Raw genomic sequence first — 21,082 nt, 5'->3', positions numbered from 1 at the left:
ATCTTAGGAAAATCCAAGACATAAACCACAAGCGATACACAAAAGCTCGCAGAAATATATAAGTACACCCATTTCACATTTTTAATTACCACTCAGTATACCACGCTTAGCCTAATCCCACATCCATAGAAAAAAGCTGCGCGAACGCAGCTTTTTCTTCAAGTTCTTTTTTGCTCAATAAGATTTCTCTGTAGCACTCACTTATTTCTTTTTGCCAAACGGCCACCAAACACCGCGGTCAAAGGATACGGAAATTGCCGGGATTAATAGTGGTAACACAATCAATCCGTATAACAGTAAGCCGGTAATAACAATGGTCGCAATTTGCACGAGACTCAAGACACCTGATGGCATCATAGCACCGAACGTACCTGCTAGGATGATGGCAGCTGTAATGATGACTGTTCCCATTTTCGCCATCGAAGTGCGCATTGCATCGCGAACCGTAACTCCATTAAAGGATTCTTCACGGAAACGATCTAGCAAGAAAATCGAATAATCCACACCTAATGCTACTAGCATGACAAAACCAAAAAATGGCACTGCCCAACTAATGCCATCAAAGCCAAGACCGTTTACAAAGATCAATTCCGCAATGGAAATCGCTGTGTAATAGGTCAGTAATAACGAACCAATCATATACAAAGGCATGATTAATGAGCGGAATAAAATCGCTAAGATGACGAATAAGCTAATCAACATAATAATGACTGTATTTGAAAAGTCATTAGAAGATACATCTTGTAAATCACTGTTAATACTTGAAATTCCACTAAAAGCAAATTCCACTTCTTCTAATGGCGTGCCTATTTTAGTGCGTTCTACTGTTTCCTTTATTTCAGTAGTAACGTCAATTGCTTCAGGAGAATACGGATCTTCTGACAAAATTACTTCCATCATCATTCCCGTACCATCTGCAAATGAATAACGATCTACTACTTGTTCAAAATCTTCACTTTCTAATGTTCCTTCTGGAATGTATAATCCCGTATCACGTACCGCTTCGCTATCACTCATTTCTTGCATCATCTCAACAGCTTCCGTTAAACCGGATTCAATTTCAGCAAGCCCTTGGTTTGATGCGCCTACACCTTCTGCTAATCGCGTTAAGCCCGCACTTAGTTCAGCTGTTTGCCCCGCTGCTCCAGCTAAGCCTTGTTGAATTTCAGTCAAGCCACCGCTGATTTGCGTTAATGCACCTACTGTTTGAGGAATATTCCCCGTTTGTTGAAGTCCTTGTGAGACTTGTCCCAGTTGTTGATTGATTTGACCAAGCCCCTCAGCAGCTTCTGATAACCCTGCAGAGTTTCCAGCTTGTTCGCTAATAGCCGTTAAGTTGGTTTGAACTTCTGCCAGCCCTGCTTGTACCTCACCAAGTCCATCACGTGCATCGCCAAGTCCATCAGCTAATAGTCCCAGCTGTTCGTCTACATAAAGTTCGTTAATAATGTCGCCTGTTGGGCGTGTAATTGACCGAACCGTTTCGACACCTTTCATTTTTTCAATTTCTCTACTTAACACTTCAAAATAAGGAACTGTTTCTCGGCTAGTCAAAGTTTCATCCGATTTCACAATTACTTGAACCGGCAAGGAATCCCCTTTTCCAAAACCTTCTTCAATCGCATTTAATCCTTTTACAGATTCATACTCTGAACCAATTTCATCCACTGTGTTAAAAGACAAGGAATTATCATACGTAAACAGTAATGGCACCGTGATTAAAGCTACAACAAGTATAGATAGCAATGGACGATTGATCGACAACTTACTCATCCAAATCCATAACTTGCTGTCTCTATGGGCAGCTGATTTTTTCGCTGGCCAAAATAGTTTTTCTTTTAATAATGCCATAAAGAATGGAACAATTGTATAGAGCACGATCAGCAGGACGAATATTCCAACTGCGACCGCAACAGCCGATTTGAAAATCGGGAATTCTGCAAAACCGATGGCGAAGAACCCGACAAATACAGCCGCTCCACTAATCAACAACGTTCTACCCGCCGTTTTGTACGTGTTAACAATCGATTGTTCGACATCATGTCCAGCTGCTAATTCTTCTTTATAGCGGCTTAATAACAAAATACAATAATCTGTCCCAATACCGAACAAAATGGCTACCAGGAAGATTTGCGTATAGTTTGAAACTGGGAAGCCAAACCAATCAATGAAAAATGCTACAAGCGATTGACTTAATAAATAAGTAATTCCAACTGCCACAAGAGGAATAAACGGTGTCACAATCGAACGAAATACCGCTAATAACAAACCGAAAATCAATACAACGGTTATGATTTCTGTACGCTTCAAACCTTCTTGCGCACTAATATTCACATCATTATTTATAATAGCTTCCCCTGTTATATATGCCGTCAATTCTTCAGGGATAACGGCTTCTCTAATTTCATCCGCCACAACGTTTACTTCTTCATCCGTGCCATCAACCGTAATTGGCACCAAAACGGTTTGTTGATCTTCTGAAATTAGTTGTTCTTCGAGCTCTTTGCTTTCAGCAGGATTTAACACACTCGTAATCGGATCACCTAGCGCTTCAATATCCGCCACCATTTGCTCCAGTGTTTCACGCATATCGTCTGTAACTTTACTTTCTAGCGGAATAACAAGGGATATCGTTTGATCAGCCGCATCTGCATCACTTAATAGTTGTGAAGCAATTTGCGAGGATGCTTCATCCGATAATTGAAATGAACCTGCTTGTTCTGCTTGCTCTGTTAAGTTAGGTGCTAATAAGAATAAAGCCACCGTTAATACAACTAAACCAATCGCAATCGGCCATTTAAATTTCAATATGCTATGCATGTGTTACACTCCGTCCATTTTTATAATTGTTTTTAGCTTCCGGAAAATTGTTAGAAACTGTTCAATCTCCTCATCCGCGATATTTTCAGATAAAAGTTTCTCAAGATAATCAGCCAATACTTGATCTAGTTCTTCGATAATTGCCTGACCTTTATCTGTCAGCTCTAACAATTTCTCGCGTTTATCAGTCGTTTGCACCACTTGTATCACATCTTTTTGAAGCAATTTTTTGATACGACTAGAAATCGCACTTTTATGTACTGCCTGCAATACCGCTAATCTAGCTGAAGTAATTTGTTTTTCTGAACCAATCAGCTTTAACATTTGAATTTGCTCAGGTGAATATTCTTTCCATAAAGGATGGTCGACCGACTTGATCACCCTTTCTGTTCCATATACCAATACCTCTTGAAAAAGATCTACCGCTTCTTTTATTCGTCCATCCAAAATAGTATACCCCCTAAACTAGTAGTTTTAGTTTAGGGGGTATACCTTTTGTCGTCAAGTTACTTTGTTTATTCTATAGAAAAAACCCGTGAACAAAGTTCACAGGTTTTAGCTTATTCAATATCACGCGTAGCCGTATTACGGATTTCAATGCGGCGTGCATAAACATTTTTCGCAATGGTTTTAATAACAGCATACACCGGAATCGCTAATATGATTCCCCATAACCCTGCGATATTCCCGGCCGCTAAAATCAAGGTAATGACCGTTAATGGGTGAACATCAAGCGATTTCCCCATTACGTTTGGCGTAATGAAGTTGCTTTCAATTTGCTGTGCAACTAGCATAATAATTCCTACATAGACAGCTTTAATGGGATCTTCTACAAGCGCAATAAGAATGGCAGGCACAACTGCAATATATGGCCCTAAAAATGGAATGACGTTCGTAGCCATACCGATTAATGCCAATAAGAGCGCATAGTCTAACCCGATGATTAAATATCCAATTAGCAGCATAATCCCAACTAAAAAGCTAACAAACAACTGACCTTGAATATACGCTTGCAACGTATCGTCAATATCATGCAAAGTTTTACGAATCCACCCTTTTCGTTCTCCTGAGAAGAAACCAGAAACAAATGGCACGAATTTTTTATGGTCAACTAATAAATACACAAGGAAAAACGGGACTAATACTAATGTAATGACACCAGACACGAAACTACCGATAAAGGAAACGACCCATCCTCCAACATCACCCAGTCGATCCCCAATTTGACTCGTCATGCCATTTAACTGTTCTTCAATTGAATCCGGCAGGCGTTCGCGTTGATCGAATATATATTGAGCTGACTCTTCGACACTTTGAATGATCTCTGGTGCATTATCTACTAATGCATTAATTTGATCTGTCACAATCGGACCAATCATGATGAAAAATAGATAAAATACTAAGACGATCGATAATAAAACTGTCAGAACCGCAGCCCACTTTGGAAACTTTCTCTTCATCAAGAAATTCAAAACCGGTCTTGTTAAATAGAACAAGACGCCTCCTAATAATAATGGGACAAAAATGGTGCCCGCAATAATAAATAAAGGATCAAAAATTCCTTGTACTTCAATAAATAAACGAATGATGACTAGAGTTAGAATAACTCCTATCCCTACTTGAAACCAAAGCTTGTTCGTCAAGCGTGCCACTACCTTTCTTTTCATTAATATACACAGTTTACCATGAAAATATGGTATTATATTTTTTATGTTGTTTTGAATTTAGTGAGTGAAAAACTCACTGTTAGATAACTAGATGAACGAACATTGGAGGATTTGCACAAATGGACCAATTATGGCTTACCATCAAATTTTTGCTTCTTGGATTATTTCAAGGACTTACTGAACCCATTCCGATTTCTTCAAGCGGACACTTATTAATCGCACAATATTTTTTGGATGTACAAATTGAAGGCAGCGTTTCAACATTCGCTTTACTCGTTAACAGTGCATCGCTAATTGCAGTTTTAATCATTTACCGAGAAGACATTCAACGTCTTGTGATAAACGGGTTAAAATATTTCACGGTGAAAAATGCCGAAACAAAACGTGATTTCATGTTTATCGTTTACCTTGTAGTCGCAACGATTCCTGCAGCAGTCATTGGGCTGTTGTTCCAAGATGCGATTGACGACAATCTCTCGACTATCGTAACAGTCGGCTTGACCTTAATCATCACAGGTTTTGGTCTTTGGTGGATTCGCAATATGCGGGGACAACGAAAAGATGGCAGTATGACAATGAAAGACGCAGTGATCATTGGGGGCGCTCAAGCTATAGCACTTATCCCAGGCATCAGTCGCAGTGGCGCTACAATTGTCGCGGCCATGGCAAGAGGCATCAATCAAGAAACCGCATTGCGCTTTTCTTTCTTATTATTTATCCCAGTTAGTCTTGGTGGTGCGGTTCTTAGCATTTCGGATATCCTTAACGATGATAATTTAGCTACAATGGCGATTCCATACGTCATGGCATTCTTAGGCTCACTAGTCGCTTCATATTTCTCATTAAAATGGTTTATGAACATTATGGCAAAAGGACAATTAAAGTATTTTGCAATTTACTGCTTTATCGTCGGTCCAGTTGTTGTATTGGCATGGCTCCTATTAAATTAATCAAAAAGGCAGGCTGTCAGTTTATTGACAGCCTGCCTTTTCTATCGATTAAAGAAATTAGCCGTATAATACGGTTGATTTTCCTCATTAAATGCAGTTCCTACTCCTAAAAAACCAAAATCTGGCTTTACGATATTTTCGCGATGTCCTAAAGAATTCATCAACCCTTCATGAGCAAATACACTACTATACTGGCCATACGCTAAATTTTCACCCGCTACATAAAAGCTAATCCCATCCTCTTTCATGCGATCAAAAGGAGATTGCCCAGCTAGGTTCGTATGGCTGAAATACTGATTTTCGGCCATATCTTCACTGTGCTTACGAGCAGTTATTTTCGTCTCACTGTCCCATTTTAATAACGGCAGCCCACGCTGAATACGTGCGGAATTCGTTAATTCGAAAAGCAAGTATTCGTAGCCTTCTTTCAATTTCTCGTCCGGTTTTGCATATATTTGAGGTCGCATTTCCTCCAATTTTTCGTGAACTACTTGCACGGCCGTCACGGTGTCTTCTTCGTGGATATCATAAAAAATAGTTGTATAGGTGTCATCTGTCTTAAACACATCATACTCATCACGGGTATCTAGTATATATTGAACATTTCCTTTTTGGAGGCTTTTGAGTGGTGTACCAAGGATAGATCGGACCTCGGATTTGGTGGAATCTATTGTAATCCCTTCCCTCGAGGAAAATACATCCTGGTTTGTAAACATTCCATTTACTATTCCATCTTTATCGTAAGACAATAAAACATAGTTCTGAAAATCTTGATGATAGCTATGCCAATCAGTTCCATATTCGTTACGCATTAACCGTAAAGGCAAACCGACTTTTTCTTGAGCATCCTCTTTAGCCATACCGATTGTTACATTATGAACAGCAAACAATGATTCCGTTTCAACTAATTCAGGTTTTGCCACAGCTTCTGGGACTTCAACTGATTGAGAAACGATAAACGATTGTAGTTGCGCACCAACACGCGCAGTAAAATCTCGAGCTTCATCTATAACTTGCGTCACCTCTGGATTTCCAGCAATACTTTCAACTGTGCGGTCAACAGAATCTAAAAAACCTAAATCAACATATTTACCGACAGGTTCTTCCCAAATCGGGCGCGCAAAAAACACGGCCAGTAACACAACAAACCACCAAAAAATTTTTCGCACACGTATCACCTCTTACCTTATAGTTTAAAGGCAAATCCCCCATCCACAAAACAAAAAGGCTTTGCGCAAGAAAAGTGGAAGCGTCCGTGTAGCTTCGACGGGTATAAGACACTCTGACGAAGCGGCGTTCTTTGCTGCACAGTTGGAGTGGCTTATGACCCTAGAAGCTGGACGCTGGAACTAGACAACAAGAAAAGTGTAAGCGTCCATGTAGCTTCGACGGGCATAAAAAAGAGGTGCCATCATCGATGATGGCACCTCTTTTTGAAAAATCGCTATGGAAAGGGTTGATCTTTGTAAAATGAAAAAAGAATCGCTTTATTTTATTAAACTTCTTCTGTAATAGCCGTTTTTTTAGGTGAACTAAACAGTAACGTAAACGAAAGCCCAAGTCCAAACGTTACTAGGCTCGTAATCAGCGTAGTTGGATCAGACGAAAATCCTGGGAAGACAACAAACAACGACCCGAGAATCAGTCCGATAATAGCAGCGTAAGTAACATAAGTAAAATGTTGAAGTAAATATTGTATTGCCTTACTGCTGACGATAAATCCAACGATGACGCCAGCACCGATTGCGAAGACAACCGGAATGTTTAAAGTGGATAAGGCGTTAATAGCCGTTGAATACACACCTAACAATAACAAAATAAAGGATCCGCTAATTCCCGGCAACAACATCGCCATACTTGCCAACCATCCTGAGAAAAATAACATAAAGAAAATCGGCACAGTAAGGGATGTAATTGGAGCTAAGTCTTCCTCTGTCGGAATAAAAGCAGTCACTGCCAATGCCGCTCCAATAACCAATAAAATAATCACATGTCGTGAAGTAAAGTTCTTTTTAACTTCAGCCTGCTTCATGATATACGGAATGACACCAATGATTAATCCCATGAAGAAAAATTGAGTCGCTTCGTAATGTTGCTCTAATAAATATTCAATCACTCGGCTAAACAGCAACAGAGTGATGACAATCCCTATGCCAAGAGGCACTAAAAATCCAAGTTGTTTTCTCCAGTTACGACTAAAAAATCCACTGATCGATTGTAACAAACGATCATAAATCCCTAAAATAAACGCAATTGTGCCTCCGCTTACTCCTGGGATTAAATCACTTATTCCCATTAAGATGCCGCGGTATATATTCTTCCATTCCATTCGTCTAATCTCCTCGTTTTAAAAATCACTTGTATTAGTATAGCATGTGCCTATTGGAAACTCGAGCTTCCTTCCAATCATTTTCTACTGCAAAAAGCTCAGGTTAGCAGTTTTTTTGCTTCTTTCATAATCTCTTGAACGATTTCAGCAGCAACTTCTTCTTCTATCAAACTACGGGTAGACTGTCCTGCCCACAATGACATAAATTCTGCATTTTCCAATTTGGCAGCAGCGGCACGAATATCTTTTGTAACTATGTTTTGAGAAGGAAAAGGCAAAGGCTCAATGCCACTTTGTTCAAATTCACGAATAAAACGGTTTTTGATGCCACGGGCGGGTCTTCCAGAAAAACTTTTTGTTACCACCGTACTTTCCTCAGTACTGCCAAATATCGCTTGCTTATAAAGTGCATGCGCTCCCGATTCTTTAGCAGTAACAAACCGGGTACCAATCTGAACTCCTTGTGCCCCAAGCGCAAGCGAAGCAATTAATCCACGTCCATCAACAATACCGCCGGCTGCGATAACCGGAATCTCGATTGCATCTACTACTTGTGGAACTAAAGACATTGTGCCAATCTGTGCGCCGAATGAATGTTGAGCGAGTGAAAACGTACTGCGATGACCCCCTGCTTCACTTCCTTGAGCTACGACTGCATCTGCTCCGGATTTTTCAGCGAGTATTGCTTCTTCTACTGTTGTGATCATTACGACAGTTTTAACTTTTCGTTCTTTTACGATTTTCATTTGGTCTTTAGAAAAACAACCAAAGGCAGTACTAATAATTGATACGTCTTCTTCTATACAAACATTAAATTGTTCTCCACTCCAATTAGGTGACGAATATGTGGGCTCAAGGTTGCTGATTTCTAGCTCTGAACGAAAAGGGCTTAATGCTTTTTGCACTTCTGCTAACCGATTAAAGTCATCTTGTTCCGAAGAAGCGAAAATATTAACAGCAAATGGCTTTTCAGTTTTCGACTGAATCTCCTTAATGGCTTTTCTTAGTGCCTCTGGTGTCATGTATGCTGCCCCTAAAGTTCCAAGACCTCCTGCATTACTAACTTCAGCTACTAATTCTACAGTTGTTGGTCCACCCGCCATGCCAGCTTGAATAAGTGGATAATCAATTTGAAACAACTCACAAATTGTTGTTTGTAACGAAAACATACTTACTCCCCCTTTGTTTCGTTAGATGTTGTCATTGTTCTCAGTATCTCGCAAACGACAATATGCAGCAACAGGGAACTTTTTATTATGTTCAGCGTTCTTTATCATAACTACACACAAGAAGGCGGGATTTACTATGAAGGGATTCCTTTCACTTTTAGGTATCACTTTAATCGCAGGAGCATGTGGATTAATCCTTTTGACTTTTTATAACAACCCTTTAGAAAAAGCAATTAGCCAAGAAAGCATGCACGCATATATTGAAACTCGCCAAAATAAGATTTCAGAAGCAGCCCTCAAAAATAAACTAACTACTGAAATCTCAGAAAAAGCAGCATTTACGACAACGGCCTATATGGCGATAGATAATAGTTGTGAAGAAGTTTCTGCCGAATGATAAAAGCCGACTCAGCTATGAGTCGGCTTTTATTAGTTTATGAGTAAACACATAAACGTATGAAATTTCCTGATGGGTCTTTGACTTCCCAATAATCATTGTGTTCAACAATTTCTATTCCCATTGAATGAAGATTTTTAGCAATTTCACTGCGATGTTCATTTTCCATCATTAACGTGTAATAGTGCAGCCCTGCTTCTTTTTCAGGAAGCGCCGGAATCCCCACACCATTCCAGACATTCATTCCAATATGGTGATGATATTTTTGATCTGCTAAAAATAAAGCTTGGGCACCTAAATTTGAAACGACTTCTAGTCCGATTCCATCTACATAAAACTCTTTAGCTTCATCCAGATTAGATACATGCAAGTGAATATGACCCATTACGGTTTCAGCCGGCAAACCGTTCCAAGGTTCTGGAAATTTTCGTGCTTCTTCCACTAACCCTCGAGCATCAATCGGATCTACTGCCATAGAAACTTTATCATTATTCCAGTTCCATTGCTCAGGTTTCCGATCCCGATAAATTTCGATGCCATTTCCTTCTGGATCTGAGAAATACAAAGCCTCGCTAACTAAGTGATCTGCTGATCCTAATTGAATCTCTTGTTGATCAAGATGGATAAGGATTTTTCCTAAAGATTCTCTAGTGGGTAACAATATTGCCAAATGATACAACCCTGCATACCGGCCTTGCTTCGGGGTGACTCCTTTAACCACTTCAAGTTCCACCAATACTTTACTGCCAACACCCAGACTGACTTTATCTTCTTCTTCTGAAATAACCTCAAAACCAATTACTTTCTCATAAAATCGTTTCATTTTAAGAAGATCTATTACTTTTAATCCCACTTTGCCTACATGAGTAACTGGTTTTTTATGAAAATCCATTTTTTCCACCTCTTCAATATAGTTACTTTATGTAACTTAGTATACTTTTATAATAACTAAACTTCAAGTAACTAGATTCTTTTAAAATATCCCTTTTGTATGCTACTATTAATGAAAAGGAGTGATGAGTATGGATACTTCCATCATTTGCCCTCGTTTTGAGACAGCAATCTCTCTGCTCAGTCAACGCTGGACCGGCCTCATTATTTATCAATTGTTATCCGGCCCACAACGTTTTAGCCATTTAACAGAAGTAATTGGGGTTAGTGGTCGCTTGCTATCCGAACGTTTAAAAAACTTGGAAGTAGAAGGTTTGATCACACGAACCATTTATCCCGAAACACCAGTACGTATTGAATATGCTTTAACCGAAAAAGGACGCTCTTTAAAACCAGTGATGGACGAAATTCAGAAGTGGTCACAAACTTGGATAGATCCAGTCTAAACAAGTGATGTTGAAATACACAACTTGTAAAGTCAGCTATCAACATTACAATTCTATTTTTTAAAAAAGAGCTTATCCCATTTACTGGATAAGCTCTTTTTTATTGGCTTTGCATATGCATAATATGTTTTAATCCTTCATGAGTAGTACTAAATATTGGAGTATTGCTATTTAAGTGCACAATGGACATAGCTAACTTCGGGCTAATTCCCACTAGAATACACGTGGCCCCAATTAAATCTAACGTATCAGTCATCATTTGAATTTGATGCCGAATTTGATCCTCAAACTCTTTAATCCCACTCAAATCTATCAACACATACTCGATTTTCTCCTCAGCGCATCTCATTAAAACGGTAGAAATAAGATGATCGGTGCGACTTTTATCAAACGCACCAATCAGTGGGAGCGCGATTGTTTTATTCCAAACACTCAATATAGGAATGGACAATTCTTTAATCAACTGTTCATTTCGTTGTTGTTCAGCAGCTTGGGTTGTAACATCCATCAACATCACAATATAGCCTTCTGGTTCATCGCTATTACCTAGAATCGGGGTTACTACGATGTCCGCCATTACTTGGTTGCGAATGGATATGCGTGTGCGATGAGTTCCCTCTAATTTTTTCATAACCCCTTTTTGATGCTGCGGATTTTTGTGAAAAGCGTCCATACTCTTCCCAATCATATCTTTGCAGTCAGACAAATTGTACATAGGAGCGACTTGACTTAATAATCGACATGCTTCAGAATTCATCCATCTAATAATATAGGAACTATCCGCAATAATAATTGTTTCCCCTATAACATCCAAGGCATTTAATGCATTTATATTTTTTGGAATTTCTCCGATAGCTGGCATGTGTATCCACCTTTTTTTAATTTTTATCAATTTATGTCCTTTCATTATGCCATAGCTTTATAGAGATTCCCTATTCCCGCAAAAATTATTTTATAGATATTCAAAAGAGGGATATTACTCAAGAAATCCGGGTATAAATAAACTAAAAGCACTTTCGTTGAAAGGTGGTTAAAGCATGTCCATGTACTCTAAATTGACTTTTGACAACGATACCCGAAAAGTTGAGAAAGCATTAAAAAAGTACGAAGCTAAAAAAACCGAAGCTTTAGTGTTGCTCGCCGAAATCGATATGCTCGAAAAAATGGAAGATGTTGAAGACGCAGAGCTATGGAAACGACAATCGATGAAAGAGAAACTCGTAGCAGTCGAAAGACAACGAAGAGAATTAAAAGCATTGATCACAGATTACATTGAAAAACACGGAGATCAAGATTTGCATTCTTATACCGAACTATTGCAAGAACTTGAGAACGATAAAGCAAAATAAGGCGAAAGCAGGGATCCATTGGTTCCTGCTTTCGCCTTATTTTTTCTTAGGTGCGTTTTTCCCAATCGATTGCAAAATATCCCCCATCCATCCTTTTTGTTTAAGGTATAGGTAGAGAACAAATGTCGATCCTAAAATAATGAATACAGAGCCAAGATATCCGAACTGCCATTTCAACTCAGGCATATTTTCAAAATTCATTCCCCATAAAGCTCCCCACGCCATAACAGGAGTAAACAATGTCGTTAAGACCGTTAACGTTTTCATAATCTCATTGCCTCGATAATTGGCGACTACGTTTTCGATATCAACCATATTATTTATTTCATCTTCATATGAATTAACAAGCATTACACAACGCTCGATACGTGTAGCTGTTCGACGGTATTCTACTTGTCCTATAACCTCTTTTCCAAAGGTTTCTTCAATTGCCATTTTTATTTCTTGAAATCCCATAATTAAATGTTTCCACAATAAAATTTCATGGCGTGCATTTTCAATTTCTCCAAATGTTTTTTTATTGTTCTGTTCTTTCACTGCCCACAACAAATCATGTAGACGTTCTTCAAAGCTGTCTATTTTATGCAAAATCGATGCAACCATCTCACCAAGAATAATCATCATGACTTCTATAGAAGATGCCGCACTTTCCATCTGATGCAAGATTTCATCCTTATCTAAATCTGCGTCTTGTTCGAAATCAATTTTACTGGTGACAAAAACATTTTTAGATAAATAAAAGTGAAATACTTCACGAGATCTTTTAGAAGTTGCACTTTGTTTATATATTAACGACCCCCACAAAGATTCCTTGCCACGGGCAACTGTATGCGTATGAAGAATATTAACCGCTGGATTTTCCGATTGATCCATCCAATTTTTCATTTTTTCATTTTCCGGCAGGTATTTACGAAAATCGGCATTTCCCTCACCTTCTTCGTTCCACACTGCATGTTTGAAAACATATTGAGGCATTTAGTAATCCCCTTTCAGCAGTTGTTCCGCTGCAAAAGGCAAGCCAATATTTGGCTTGCCTACTCTTTTTGTTGCGTATTGTCTCTGTATTTTTCATTGGAGTTTTCTTTATACTCTAAATCTCTGTCTGGCATCGGATCAATCTCTTTTTCAGGTGGCATGTTTCGCCGTGGTTCAACTTCTGGAATCAGTTGTTCTCCTTCTTTGTTTTCACGGTCCTTCTTCATCCAAAACACCTCCTCGGATTGTTGTTACACCCTAATTACCCGCTCCTTGATTTTATAATCCTGTTTACTGTACCACTAGTGATTCAATGAGTTCAGCATCGTCTGGATAAGCCAGTTCTAATTCCCGAAGTTCAGCAATCGGTTTCCACGCCACATCAGCGATCCACTCATCTTCTTCATGAAGAACAATTTCTCCCCCCGTCACTTCCACTTTGAAATAAACCACTTCAAAAGACACTTTTGAATCTTCGTATTCTCCTGCACGAGTGCTCAACTCCTCGACCACTCGAACAGTCAATCCCGTTTCTTCAAAAAATTCTCGCGTGCAGCATTGTTCAACCGTTTCTTCCCCTTCAATTCCACCTGCTGGTACTGTCCACTTTTTTTCTTCTCCAGGAACTCCCTGCAACACTAGTAGCACTTCATTTTTTTCATTAATACAGACGCCTGCAGCGCCTTTCCAATTTGACATTTCCATGCAATCGCTCCTATCTTATTTACAAATTAATCAACTCTTTTTACGTTACCATACATTTCAACAAACCGGACGAGCTTCTCCAATTAATTCTAGACATAATAAAACGGCTTGCAGCTGCAAGCCGTTTGTCTGAAGGTGTTACTCAGCCTTTTTTCGTTGTTCCTGTTCTAAAACCATGCCGTGCGTAGCTTCTGGTAAGCCAAGGTCTCCCGAAAAGCCATTGGCTCTATAAAACGCGTCTGCCGCTGAAGAATCTGTTCGCACAACAAGTTCGTGGAAATGACCTTTCGCATCTTCAATAATTTTTTGTAATAACTTTGTACCAATGCCTTGTCTACGAGAATTTGCAGAAATATAAAACCTTCGTAGTCTTCCTACTCCATTTTTACTCGAATACGGGTCACGATTTAATCCGCCAATTGCCACTAACTGGTCATGATGATCCCATACTCCGTATAAAACTTCCGCAGGTTTATTAAAGGTATTGCTACCATCTTCATACTGGTCTACAAGTCTTCTTAAAAAGCGATAGCCTTCCGCTTCACTTTCTTCTACCAGTTTTGAAACGTCCAGCTTTTTCAAATCTTGGATTTCTTTGATTTCTACTGTCATGTCGCATCCTCCTCCTAATGGATATATACTTTCCACTTACGGATTTACTGACGATCACCTGCTCTTTTAGTGTATAGCAGTTATCGTATAATTGCTAATAAATATCAGAATTTTCATTCAACTAATTAGAGCAAAAAAAGAGCCAAGGGAATGGACACCTCGGCTTTGTAGCATCGTTATTTTAGTTTAAGACTTTAATTGTAATGTTTTTGCGGCCCCATTGTAGAGCTTCGCTTTGTGTTGGGATAAAGACATCAATTTTGTTGCCTTTTATCGCGCCGCCAGTATCACCAGCGATTGCTTCTCCGTAACCTTCAACCCAAACTTTAGAGCCTAGTGGAATAACTGAAGGATCCACTGCGATTACTTTTTGGTTAGGATTTGCGCGAAGGTCAATACCTGTCGCTGTAGTTCCAGAACATCCTGCGCAATAAGCTGTATAAGCTGTCGCAGAAACTGTCATTGTTTTACCAGCTTGTGTCGAAGCTTGCGTTGGTGCTTTCTCAGCAGGCGCACTTGCTGGAGCTGATGCTGGTGCAGTCGATTTCGCTGGTGCTGGCGCTGCAGTACCACCTTTAACTGTAAATGTTTCACCAGGATAAATTAACGTACTAGAAATACCGTTCCAGCTCATTAAGCTGTCTACTGAAATTCCATGAGCACTTGCAATTTCAAATAATGTGTCACCTGATTTTACTGTATATGTTGAGTTGTCTGATGTTGTTTTTGATGTTGCTTGCCCATCAATTTCAAGTGCTTGGTTCGGGAAGATTAAATCTGATGATAAATCGTTCCACCCTTTTAAGCTTTCTACTGATACATTGTTATCTTGCGAAATTCCCCATAGAGTGTCACCTGATTGAACTGTATATGATGATGAAGCGCTAGCTGTAGTAGCTGCTCCCACACTTAATGCTGCGATAGCAGTTAGTGTAACGATTTGCTTTTTCATAAATTGAAATTCCTCCTTTTCACTAACAAAAACTATACTAACACCTCCACATGTCAACAACATGTCAAAACGACAGATAGAACATAACAATTTCATGACACAGAATTTCACTTTATTACAAAATGTAATATAACTAACAACAGCTATGCACTAAAAAATTAACGGCAAACTGTTTAAATTTCAGAAATCCGGGAAAAAGAAAAAGTTATTTAACAGAAAAGAAAAGGAGAGAGACTATTGAAAAATGTAACAATTGTTTTTTGGACTTCATTATTAATTTGTTTAGGCATGCTTGCCTGGGGTCTTATCTCCCCAGAAGGCTTTAAAATCCAAACAGGTGAATGGACTTCTGCTATTTCCAGCACGTTTGGTTGGTACTACCTTTTAACCGTATTCTTAATTTTGACTTTCTGCGTCTATTTAATCTTTTCTCGATTTGCGAATTTGAAATTAGGAAAACCTGGCGACAAGCCTGAGTTTTCTCTTATTTCTTGGTTTGCGATGCTATTTAGTGCAGGCATGGGGATGGGATTAGTTTTTTGGACAACCGCTGAACCGATTTCTCATGCCTTTAAAAATGCTCCCAAGTCTGAACTCGGATCAGATCAAGCGATTCAAGAAGCGATGCAATTTTCTTTTTTTCATTGGGGATTACATGCATGGGCCATTTATGGCATCGTTGCGTTAGTGTTAGCTTATTTTAAATTTCACAACGATGCACCCGGATTGATAAGTGCTACACTTATTCCCTTATTCGGGAAAAAGCTAATGGCAGGGCCATTAGGAAAACTAATTGATACACTAGCCGTCTTTGCCACTATTATCGGCGTAGCTTCGACGCTCGGATTTGGATCTGCACAAATCAACGAAGGTTTGTCATTTTTGTTCGGCACACCCAATACATTTGCTTTCCAATTGCTCATTCTCGCAGTAACGACCGTTCTTTTTATCGGATCAGCTTGGTCAGGTATTGGCCGCGGCATCAAATACTTGAGTAACATTAATATGATTCTTGCTTTTATCTTGCTCGTGTTGTTGTTAATTGTTGGTCCGACACTTTATATTTTCAATTCATTTACCGATACAATTGGCCGATATTTAACTAACTTCTTTTCGATGAGTTTTAATTTGGAACCAGTCAATGAAGATCAACGTGCGTGGGTCGATGGGTGGACAGTGTTTTATTGGGCTTGGTGGATTTCATGGGCTCCGTTTGTCGGAATCTTTATTGCCCGTATTTCTCGAGGACGTACCATTAAAGAATTTATGCTAGGTGTCTTATTGGTTCCTTCATTAGTCTGCTTTATCTTTTTCGCTGTGTTTGGCGTGTCTGCGTTAAACCTTGAGCAAAACGGCATTGCTAAAATTTCTGAATACAGTATTGAAACAGCAACTTTTGGTGTTCTGCAATATTACCCACTTGGAACTTTGCTGTCCTATATTACGTTGTTCGTTATCGCGATTTTCTTTATCACTTCTGCCGATTCAGCTACATTCGTGCTCGGTATGCAGACTACAGGTGGTATGTTAAATCCACCGAACCTTGTAAAAATCACGTGGGGTATTATTCAATCATCGGTTGCTGCTATCGTTATTTACACAGGTGGTACACAAGGTCTTCAAAACGCTTTGATCATCGCAGCATTGCCCTTTTCTGTCGTCATTCTCTTAATGGGTGTGTCGTTCCTCAAGGCCGCCGCACAAGATCCATTAGTTAAAACTTCTAAAAAGCAATAAAAAATCCGTTGCCTCTTGTAGGCAACGGATTTTTTATTATTTGAAAACGCTCGTACTGTGTAGGGGTTGAACTTTAGATTTTGGATCTAAGTAAGATTTCGCGTTATTAATGGCTGTCGGTGCTTCACCGAAACCAACAGCGATCAGCTTTACTTTCCCTTCATACGTTGCAATGTCTCCTGCAGCATAGATTCCAGGAATACTTGTTTCCATTTTCGAGTTAACGATGACGGAATTCTTATCCATCTCAAGGCCCCACTCTTTAATAGCTCCTAGAGAAGTAATGTTGCCGTAGTTACAAATTACATGATCCACTTCAAGACGTTCTTCATTGCCTTCTTTGTCAATTAACACAAGCTCACGGACTTGGCCGTTTTCGCCGACCAATTCTTTTACGCCAAAAGGTTTTTTCACTTCTACTTTAGATGCCATTAAAACATCAATGTTCGCTTCGTGTGCAGTCATTTTCTCTCTGCGGTGGCTCAAGGTTACGTGCGACGCGACGTTTTCAAGCATCATTGACCAGTCAACGGCTGAATCACCGCCTCCTAAAACAACTACTTTTTTATCGCTAAAGACAGTTAAATCTTTTACTCCATAATGAAGAGATGTTCCTTCAAAAGCTTCGCATCCTTCAACTGCAAGTTTACGCGGTTGGAATGCACCGACTCCTGCCGTTAACAAAATTGCTTTTGAATAATGCAGGCCTTTGTCTGTTTGAATGACAAAATAGTCTTCGTGGCGTTCAGCAGCAGTTACCGTTTCCTCTAAACAAATTTCAGGATCTCCGTACTTTGCTTGTTGAACTAAATTATCCACTAAATCTTTTGCTAACACTTTTGGAAATCCACCGATATCGTAAATGAATTTATCCGGATACAATTCAGTCAGCTGACCACCCAGTTGTGGCAAACTGTCTATAATTTTCACTTTCATTTTGCGCATACCGCCGTAAAAGGAAGCAAACAAGCCTGTTGGCCCGCCGCCGATAATCGTTATATCAAAAACTTCGCGTTCTTCCATTTATAACACTCCTAATCTAATCAGTAACTATATCCTATCATATTTTACCCGGTTTCACGCCATTGGACTTATGACGGAAATTTAAAAAAATAAAAGTTTGAATACTCGGTCTTTTATCTTTAAACTAAAGCTTGGATACATACGAAAGGGTGAATGCAGTGGATTTAGGAATTAAAGACAAAGTTGTTGTTGTAATGGCTTCTAGTAAAGGTCTCGGCAAAGCAATCGCACTCGAGTTCGCTAAAGAAGGCGCTATTGTAGTTATCTCAAGTCGAAATCAACAAACACTTGATGTGACGGCAGCAGAGATTAAAGAAGCTTCTGGTAACAGCCAAGTATTCTCATACGTTTGCGACGGCTCGAAAGAACAAGATATTCTTGATTTGTTTCAATTCGTAGCCGATCAATTTGGACGTGTGGATATTTTGGTGAACAATACAGGCGGTCCAAAAGCTGGTGGTTTTGATGCAGTGGAAGATGCTGATTGGTACCAAGCGTTTGAACAAAATTTGTTAAGCTATATTCGCGCCTCCCGAGCCGTTCTTCCTTATATGAAAGAACAGCAATTCGGACGCATCATAAATGTCTCTTCTTCCTCTGTTAAAGAAGTGATTGATGGATTGATTTTGTCGAATACTTTCCGTGCTGGTATGGTTGGGTTTGCAAAAACTTTGGCACGTGAAGTCGCGGGCGATAACATTTTGGTCAACACTGTAGGACCTGGACGTTTTGCTACAGATCGTGTCGCCGAACTTGATCAAATTGCTGCAAATAAACAAGGCATTGGTGTCGAGCAAATTGTGGAAAAAAGCAAAGCATCGATTCCGGCCGGACGCTATGGAGAACCGGAGGAATTTGCCAAAATCATCGTTTTTCTTGCATCATCAGCTAACTCTTACTTAACCGGACAATCGCTCGTTGTAGAAGGTGGATCATTAAAAGCATTGTAATATGCCAAATGATTATACAGCCACCTCAAAAATCGATATACTAGAAAATGAACCTATTATAAAGGAGATGTTTTAACATGGCTAAAAAAGGACACATCCACATGGAAAACGGCGAAATCATCGAATTCGAACTTTTCCCTAATGAAGCACCAAACACTGTTGCAAACTTTGAGGAACTTGCAAACTCAGGTTTCTACAATGATGTAACATTCCACCGCGTAATCCCTGGCTTCGTAAGCCAAGGCGGCGACCCTACTGGTACGGGTGCAGGCGGCAGCGGCAAAACAATCAAATGTGAAACTGCAGGCAACCCACACAAACACCAAGCAGGAAGCCTTTCAATGGCGCATGCAGGTAAAGACACTGGTTCAAGCCAATTCTTTATCGTTCACGCACCACAACCGCATCTTGACGGCGTTCACACTGTCTTCGGACAAGTGACTTCAGGACTTGAAACTGCCAAAGCAATGAGCAATGGCGACAAAATGACAAAAGTTCACGTTTTTGACGAAGAATAAAAACTATTGAGCTTAGCCGGACTGGATTTTCATCCAGTCCGGTTTTTTATTGGGCGTTTTATTCCATAATCTTGAAATACTGTCGAGTTTGTGTGGAATACTGTCGGAATGAAGTGAAATACAGTCCAATTCGAATAGAATACTGTCCAAATCACAGCAAATACTGTCCAAACGAAAAAACTCCATAAAAAAAGATACGCCCAGAGGCGCATCTTTTATAACACTTTACTCAAAAATGCTTTTGTCCGCTCATGTTGCGGATTGCCGAACAATTCTTTCGGCACATTTTCTTCTACTATATAACCTCCGTCAATAAACAACACGCGATCGCCCATTTCAGCAGCAAATCCCATTTCGTGTGTCACAACGACCATGGTCATACCTTCTTGCGCTAATTGCTTCATAACATCTAGCACATCGCCTACCATCTCAGGGTCAAGCGCTGAAGTTGGTTCATCAAATAGCATAATTTTCGGATCCATCGCCAGTGCACGAGCAATTGCCACACGTTGCTTTTGACCACCCGATAGTTCGCCTGGGTAAGCCTTTGCTTTTTCACGAAGTCCTACTTTATCCAACAGTTCATAAGCTTTTTTCTCAACAGCTTTTCTATCGCCTTTTTTTACTTTCATCGGCGCTAAAATAATATTTTCAAGTACCGACTTATGTGGAAACAAGTTAAATTGCTGAAACACCATTCCTACGTCTTGGCGAATTTGGTTGATGTCTATTTTCGGATCGGTAATATCCGTTCCTTCAATATAAACATGACCTCCGGTAATTTCTTCAAGTCGGTTTAAGCAGCGAAGAAACGTACTTTTCCCCGAACCTGATGGACCAATGACACAAATAACTTCTTTTTCTTCCACAACTGTACTGATGTCTTTTATAACTTCTAAATTGCCGAATGATTTTTTTAAGTTCTCTACTCGAATCATAGTCATCGCAATACAAACTTCCTTTCTACATAATTCGCCAGCATGGAGAGCAAGTAAATAACGACGAAGTATATAATTCCTAGGATTAAGTAAACATTAAAAGCATCAAACGTGGCGCTGGCCTGAATACGACCTTCTTGCGTCAAATCTGCCACCCCAATAACCGATAGCAAAGACGTATCTTTTAATGAAATAATCGCTTGGTTCGTAATGGTCGGCAACATACGTCTGAAAGCTTGCGGCAATACAATATAACGCATATTTTGTGTTGAATTCAAACCGAGCGAACGCGCTGCTTCTGTCTGCCCTTTATCAATCGACTGAATACCCGCACGAATGATTTCCGAGAAGTAAGCTCCTGCGTTAATAGCCACAGTTACAATCCCTGCAGTCGTATTATCTAAAGAAATAAAAGCTAAAGAGTTCAACCCAAAATAGATAAAGAATAGCTGGACAATAAATGGCGTTCCTCGAATGGCATCAACAAAGATTTTTGCAATCCAATTTAAAATTTTTAAAGGTGCTAGTCTAAATAATGCAACAATTAATCCAATTAAAAATCCAAGTACTATCGCAATTGCAAATATATACAGCGTTACTTTCAAACCTTCCATTAAATACGGAAAGGCGTTAATAATTGTATCCATCTTTACA

Annotated in this window: 23 protein-coding genes; 7 read left to right on the top strand and 16 right to left on the bottom strand. The window is 39.5% G+C overall.

The features are described 5' to 3' along the window. Nucleotides 1-201 precede the first annotated feature (201 nt). The 3 genes from BCM40_RS02110 to BCM40_RS02100 form a co-directional block, all read right to left on the bottom strand. Entirely contained in the window at nucleotides 202-2,820 is a 2,619-nt protein-coding gene (locus tag BCM40_RS02110; RefSeq protein WP_065527362.1) for an MMPL family transporter, read from the bottom strand. A 3-nt stretch (nucleotides 2,821-2,823) separates the two neighbouring features. Beyond that, nucleotides 2,824-3,267, bottom strand: a complete 444-nt coding sequence (locus BCM40_RS02105) for a MarR family winged helix-turn-helix transcriptional regulator (RefSeq protein WP_065527363.1) — start codon at nucleotides 3,265-3,267, stop codon at nucleotides 2,824-2,826. Nucleotides 3,268-3,380: 113 nt separating this feature from the next. Continuing rightward, entirely contained in the window at nucleotides 3,381-4,463 is a 1,083-nt protein-coding gene (locus BCM40_RS02100) for an AI-2E family transporter (protein ID WP_065527364.1), read from the bottom strand. 143 nt (nucleotides 4,464-4,606) lie between these two features. Between BCM40_RS02100 and BCM40_RS02095 the strand changes: the two genes are divergently transcribed. Further along, complete coding sequence (locus BCM40_RS02095; RefSeq protein ID WP_065527365.1) at nucleotides 4,607-5,437, top strand: undecaprenyl-diphosphate phosphatase; 831 nt, start codon at nucleotides 4,607-4,609, stop codon at nucleotides 5,435-5,437. Between the two features lie 41 nt (nucleotides 5,438-5,478). Here BCM40_RS02095 and BCM40_RS02090 read toward each other — a convergent pair whose 3' ends face one another. From BCM40_RS02090 to BCM40_RS02080, 3 genes are all read right to left on the bottom strand, one after another. Further along, nucleotides 5,479-6,606 (bottom strand): CAP domain-containing protein, encoded by a 1,128-nt coding sequence (locus tag BCM40_RS02090; protein WP_065527366.1) that lies wholly within the window; start codon nucleotides 6,604-6,606, stop codon nucleotides 5,479-5,481. 326 nt (nucleotides 6,607-6,932) lie between these two features. Then, on the bottom strand, nucleotides 6,933-7,766 hold the full coding sequence (locus BCM40_RS02085) for a DUF368 domain-containing protein (RefSeq protein ID WP_065527367.1): 834 nt from the start codon (nucleotides 7,764-7,766) through the stop codon (nucleotides 6,933-6,935). 98 nt (nucleotides 7,767-7,864) lie between these two features. Then, the gene (locus BCM40_RS02080; protein WP_065527368.1) at nucleotides 7,865-8,935 is read right to left on the bottom strand and encodes an NAD(P)H-dependent flavin oxidoreductase; all 1,071 of its coding nucleotides are present in this window, start codon (nucleotides 8,933-8,935) and stop codon (nucleotides 7,865-7,867) included. A gap of 136 nt (nucleotides 8,936-9,071) precedes the next feature. Here BCM40_RS02080 and BCM40_RS02075 point away from each other — a divergent pair, with 136 nt between their 5' ends. Beyond that, a complete protein-coding gene (locus tag BCM40_RS02075) occupies nucleotides 9,072-9,332 on the top strand; it encodes a hypothetical protein (RefSeq protein WP_065527369.1) in 261 nt (86 codons plus the stop codon). Between the two features lie 37 nt (nucleotides 9,333-9,369). Here BCM40_RS02075 and BCM40_RS02070 read toward each other — a convergent pair whose 3' ends face one another. After that, a complete protein-coding gene (locus BCM40_RS02070) occupies nucleotides 9,370-10,224 on the bottom strand; it encodes a VOC family protein (RefSeq protein WP_065527370.1) in 855 nt (284 codons plus the stop codon). A 130-nt stretch (nucleotides 10,225-10,354) separates the two neighbouring features. Here BCM40_RS02070 and BCM40_RS02065 point away from each other — a divergent pair, with 130 nt between their 5' ends. Continuing rightward, the gene (locus BCM40_RS02065; RefSeq protein WP_065527371.1) at nucleotides 10,355-10,669 is read left to right on the top strand and encodes a winged helix-turn-helix transcriptional regulator; all 315 of its coding nucleotides are present in this window, start codon (nucleotides 10,355-10,357) and stop codon (nucleotides 10,667-10,669) included. A gap of 100 nt (nucleotides 10,670-10,769) precedes the next feature. Here BCM40_RS02065 and BCM40_RS02060 read toward each other — a convergent pair whose 3' ends face one another. After that, nucleotides 10,770-11,531, bottom strand: coding sequence for an STAS domain-containing protein (locus tag BCM40_RS02060; RefSeq protein ID WP_065527372.1), 762 nt, complete (start codon nucleotides 11,529-11,531; stop codon nucleotides 10,770-10,772). Nucleotides 11,532-11,706: 175 nt separating this feature from the next. On the opposite strand from BCM40_RS02060, the gene BCM40_RS02055 reads away from it, so the two are divergent. Further along, a complete protein-coding gene (locus BCM40_RS02055) occupies nucleotides 11,707-12,018 on the top strand; it encodes a hypothetical protein (RefSeq protein WP_065527373.1) in 312 nt (103 codons plus the stop codon). Between the two features lie 36 nt (nucleotides 12,019-12,054). Here BCM40_RS02055 and BCM40_RS02050 read toward each other — a convergent pair whose 3' ends face one another. The 5 genes from BCM40_RS02050 to BCM40_RS02035 form a co-directional block, all read right to left on the bottom strand. Further along, nucleotides 12,055-12,993, bottom strand: coding sequence for a magnesium transporter CorA family protein (locus BCM40_RS02050; RefSeq protein WP_065527374.1), 939 nt, complete (start codon nucleotides 12,991-12,993; stop codon nucleotides 12,055-12,057). A gap of 59 nt (nucleotides 12,994-13,052) precedes the next feature. After that, nucleotides 13,053-13,220, bottom strand: a complete 168-nt coding sequence (locus BCM40_RS16420; RefSeq protein ID WP_169818705.1) for a hypothetical protein — start codon at nucleotides 13,218-13,220, stop codon at nucleotides 13,053-13,055. A 64-nt stretch (nucleotides 13,221-13,284) separates the two neighbouring features. Beyond that, nucleotides 13,285-13,698 carry an NUDIX hydrolase gene (locus BCM40_RS02045; RefSeq protein ID WP_169818704.1) on the bottom strand — a complete coding sequence of 138 codons (414 nt, stop codon included), beginning with the start codon at nucleotides 13,696-13,698 and terminating at the stop codon, nucleotides 13,285-13,287. Between the two features lie 138 nt (nucleotides 13,699-13,836). After that, the gene (locus BCM40_RS02040; RefSeq protein ID WP_065527375.1) at nucleotides 13,837-14,310 is read right to left on the bottom strand and encodes a GNAT family N-acetyltransferase; all 474 of its coding nucleotides are present in this window, start codon (nucleotides 14,308-14,310) and stop codon (nucleotides 13,837-13,839) included. A 181-nt stretch (nucleotides 14,311-14,491) separates the two neighbouring features. Then, the gene (locus BCM40_RS02035) at nucleotides 14,492-15,262 is read right to left on the bottom strand and encodes a 3D domain-containing protein (RefSeq protein WP_065527376.1); all 771 of its coding nucleotides are present in this window, start codon (nucleotides 15,260-15,262) and stop codon (nucleotides 14,492-14,494) included. A 237-nt stretch (nucleotides 15,263-15,499) separates the two neighbouring features. On the opposite strand from BCM40_RS02035, the gene BCM40_RS02030 reads away from it, so the two are divergent. After that, the gene (locus tag BCM40_RS02030; RefSeq protein ID WP_065527377.1) at nucleotides 15,500-16,999 is read left to right on the top strand and encodes a BCCT family transporter; all 1,500 of its coding nucleotides are present in this window, start codon (nucleotides 15,500-15,502) and stop codon (nucleotides 16,997-16,999) included. Between the two features lie 36 nt (nucleotides 17,000-17,035). Here BCM40_RS02030 and BCM40_RS02025 read toward each other — a convergent pair whose 3' ends face one another. Beyond that, on the bottom strand, nucleotides 17,036-18,022 hold the full coding sequence (locus BCM40_RS02025; RefSeq protein WP_065527378.1) for an NAD(P)/FAD-dependent oxidoreductase: 987 nt from the start codon (nucleotides 18,020-18,022) through the stop codon (nucleotides 17,036-17,038). 158 nt (nucleotides 18,023-18,180) lie between these two features. Between BCM40_RS02025 and BCM40_RS02020 the strand changes: the two genes are divergently transcribed. Together BCM40_RS02020 and BCM40_RS02015 are read left to right on the top strand one after the other, a co-directional pair. Next, nucleotides 18,181-18,972: an SDR family oxidoreductase gene (locus BCM40_RS02020; RefSeq protein WP_065527379.1), complete on the top strand. Its 792-nt coding sequence runs from the start codon at nucleotides 18,181-18,183 to the stop codon at nucleotides 18,970-18,972. Nucleotides 18,973-19,049: 77 nt separating this feature from the next. Continuing rightward, entirely contained in the window at nucleotides 19,050-19,490 is a 441-nt protein-coding gene (locus BCM40_RS02015) for a peptidylprolyl isomerase (RefSeq protein ID WP_008431293.1), read from the top strand. A 215-nt stretch (nucleotides 19,491-19,705) separates the two neighbouring features. On the opposite strand, the gene BCM40_RS02010 is transcribed toward BCM40_RS02015, so the two are convergent. Further along, a complete protein-coding gene (locus tag BCM40_RS02010) occupies nucleotides 19,706-20,434 on the bottom strand; it encodes an amino acid ABC transporter ATP-binding protein (protein WP_065527380.1) in 729 nt (242 codons plus the stop codon). Next, nucleotides 20,431-21,075 carry an amino acid ABC transporter permease gene (locus BCM40_RS02005; RefSeq protein ID WP_008431290.1) on the bottom strand — a complete coding sequence of 215 codons (645 nt, stop codon included), beginning with the start codon at nucleotides 21,073-21,075 and terminating at the stop codon, nucleotides 20,431-20,433. The genes BCM40_RS02010 and BCM40_RS02005 overlap by 4 nt, the downstream gene beginning before the upstream one ends. Between the last annotated feature and the right edge of the window lie 7 nt (nucleotides 21,076-21,082).

The organism is Planococcus donghaensis, assembly GCF_001687665.2.
Lineage (GTDB): Bacteria > Bacillota > Bacilli > Bacillales_A > Planococcaceae > Planococcus > Planococcus donghaensis.
Note: the sequence above shows the minus strand (reverse complement) of the source record. Positions and strands in the feature narration are given on the sequence as shown.

Coding starts and splice junctions, on each gene's coding strand:
- BCM40_RS02075 (WP_065527369.1), top strand. CDS start 9,072: ATGAAGGGATTCCTTTCACTTTTAGGTATCACTTTAATCGCAGGAGCA.
- BCM40_RS02040 (WP_065527375.1), bottom strand. CDS start 14,310: ATGACAGTAGAAATCAAAGAAATCCAAGATTTGAAAAAGCTGGACGTT.
- BCM40_RS02045 (WP_169818704.1), bottom strand. CDS start 13,698: ATGGAAATGTCAAATTGGAAAGGCGCTGCAGGCGTCTGTATTAATGAA.
- BCM40_RS02060 (WP_065527372.1), bottom strand. CDS start 11,531: ATGCCAGCTATCGGAGAAATTCCAAAAAATATAAATGCATTAAATGCC.
- BCM40_RS02025 (WP_065527378.1), bottom strand. CDS start 18,022: ATGGAAGAACGCGAAGTTTTTGATATAACGATTATCGGCGGCGGGCCA.
- BCM40_RS02010 (WP_065527380.1), bottom strand. CDS start 20,434: ATGACTATGATTCGAGTAGAGAACTTAAAAAAATCATTCGGCAATTTA.
- BCM40_RS02035 (WP_065527376.1), bottom strand. CDS start 15,262: ATGAAAAAGCAAATCGTTACACTAACTGCTATCGCAGCATTAAGTGTG.
- BCM40_RS02085 (WP_065527367.1), bottom strand. CDS start 7,766: ATGGAATGGAAGAATATATACCGCGGCATCTTAATGGGAATAAGTGAT.
- BCM40_RS02015 (WP_008431293.1), top strand. CDS start 19,050: ATGGCTAAAAAAGGACACATCCACATGGAAAACGGCGAAATCATCGAA.
- BCM40_RS02095 (WP_065527365.1), top strand. CDS start 4,607: ATGGACCAATTATGGCTTACCATCAAATTTTTGCTTCTTGGATTATTT.
- BCM40_RS02065 (WP_065527371.1), top strand. CDS start 10,355: ATGGATACTTCCATCATTTGCCCTCGTTTTGAGACAGCAATCTCTCTG.
- BCM40_RS16420 (WP_169818705.1), bottom strand. CDS start 13,220: ATGAAGAAGGACCGTGAAAACAAAGAAGGAGAACAACTGATTCCAGAA.
- BCM40_RS02005 (WP_008431290.1), bottom strand. CDS start 21,075: ATGGATACAATTATTAACGCCTTTCCGTATTTAATGGAAGGTTTGAAA.
- BCM40_RS02080 (WP_065527368.1), bottom strand. CDS start 8,935: ATGTTTTCGTTACAAACAACAATTTGTGAGTTGTTTCAAATTGATTAT.
- BCM40_RS02055 (WP_065527373.1), top strand. CDS start 11,707: ATGTCCATGTACTCTAAATTGACTTTTGACAACGATACCCGAAAAGTT.
- BCM40_RS02110 (WP_065527362.1), bottom strand. CDS start 2,820: ATGCATAGCATATTGAAATTTAAATGGCCGATTGCGATTGGTTTAGTT.
- BCM40_RS02050 (WP_065527374.1), bottom strand. CDS start 12,993: ATGCCTCAATATGTTTTCAAACATGCAGTGTGGAACGAAGAAGGTGAG.
- BCM40_RS02070 (WP_065527370.1), bottom strand. CDS start 10,224: ATGGATTTTCATAAAAAACCAGTTACTCATGTAGGCAAAGTGGGATTA.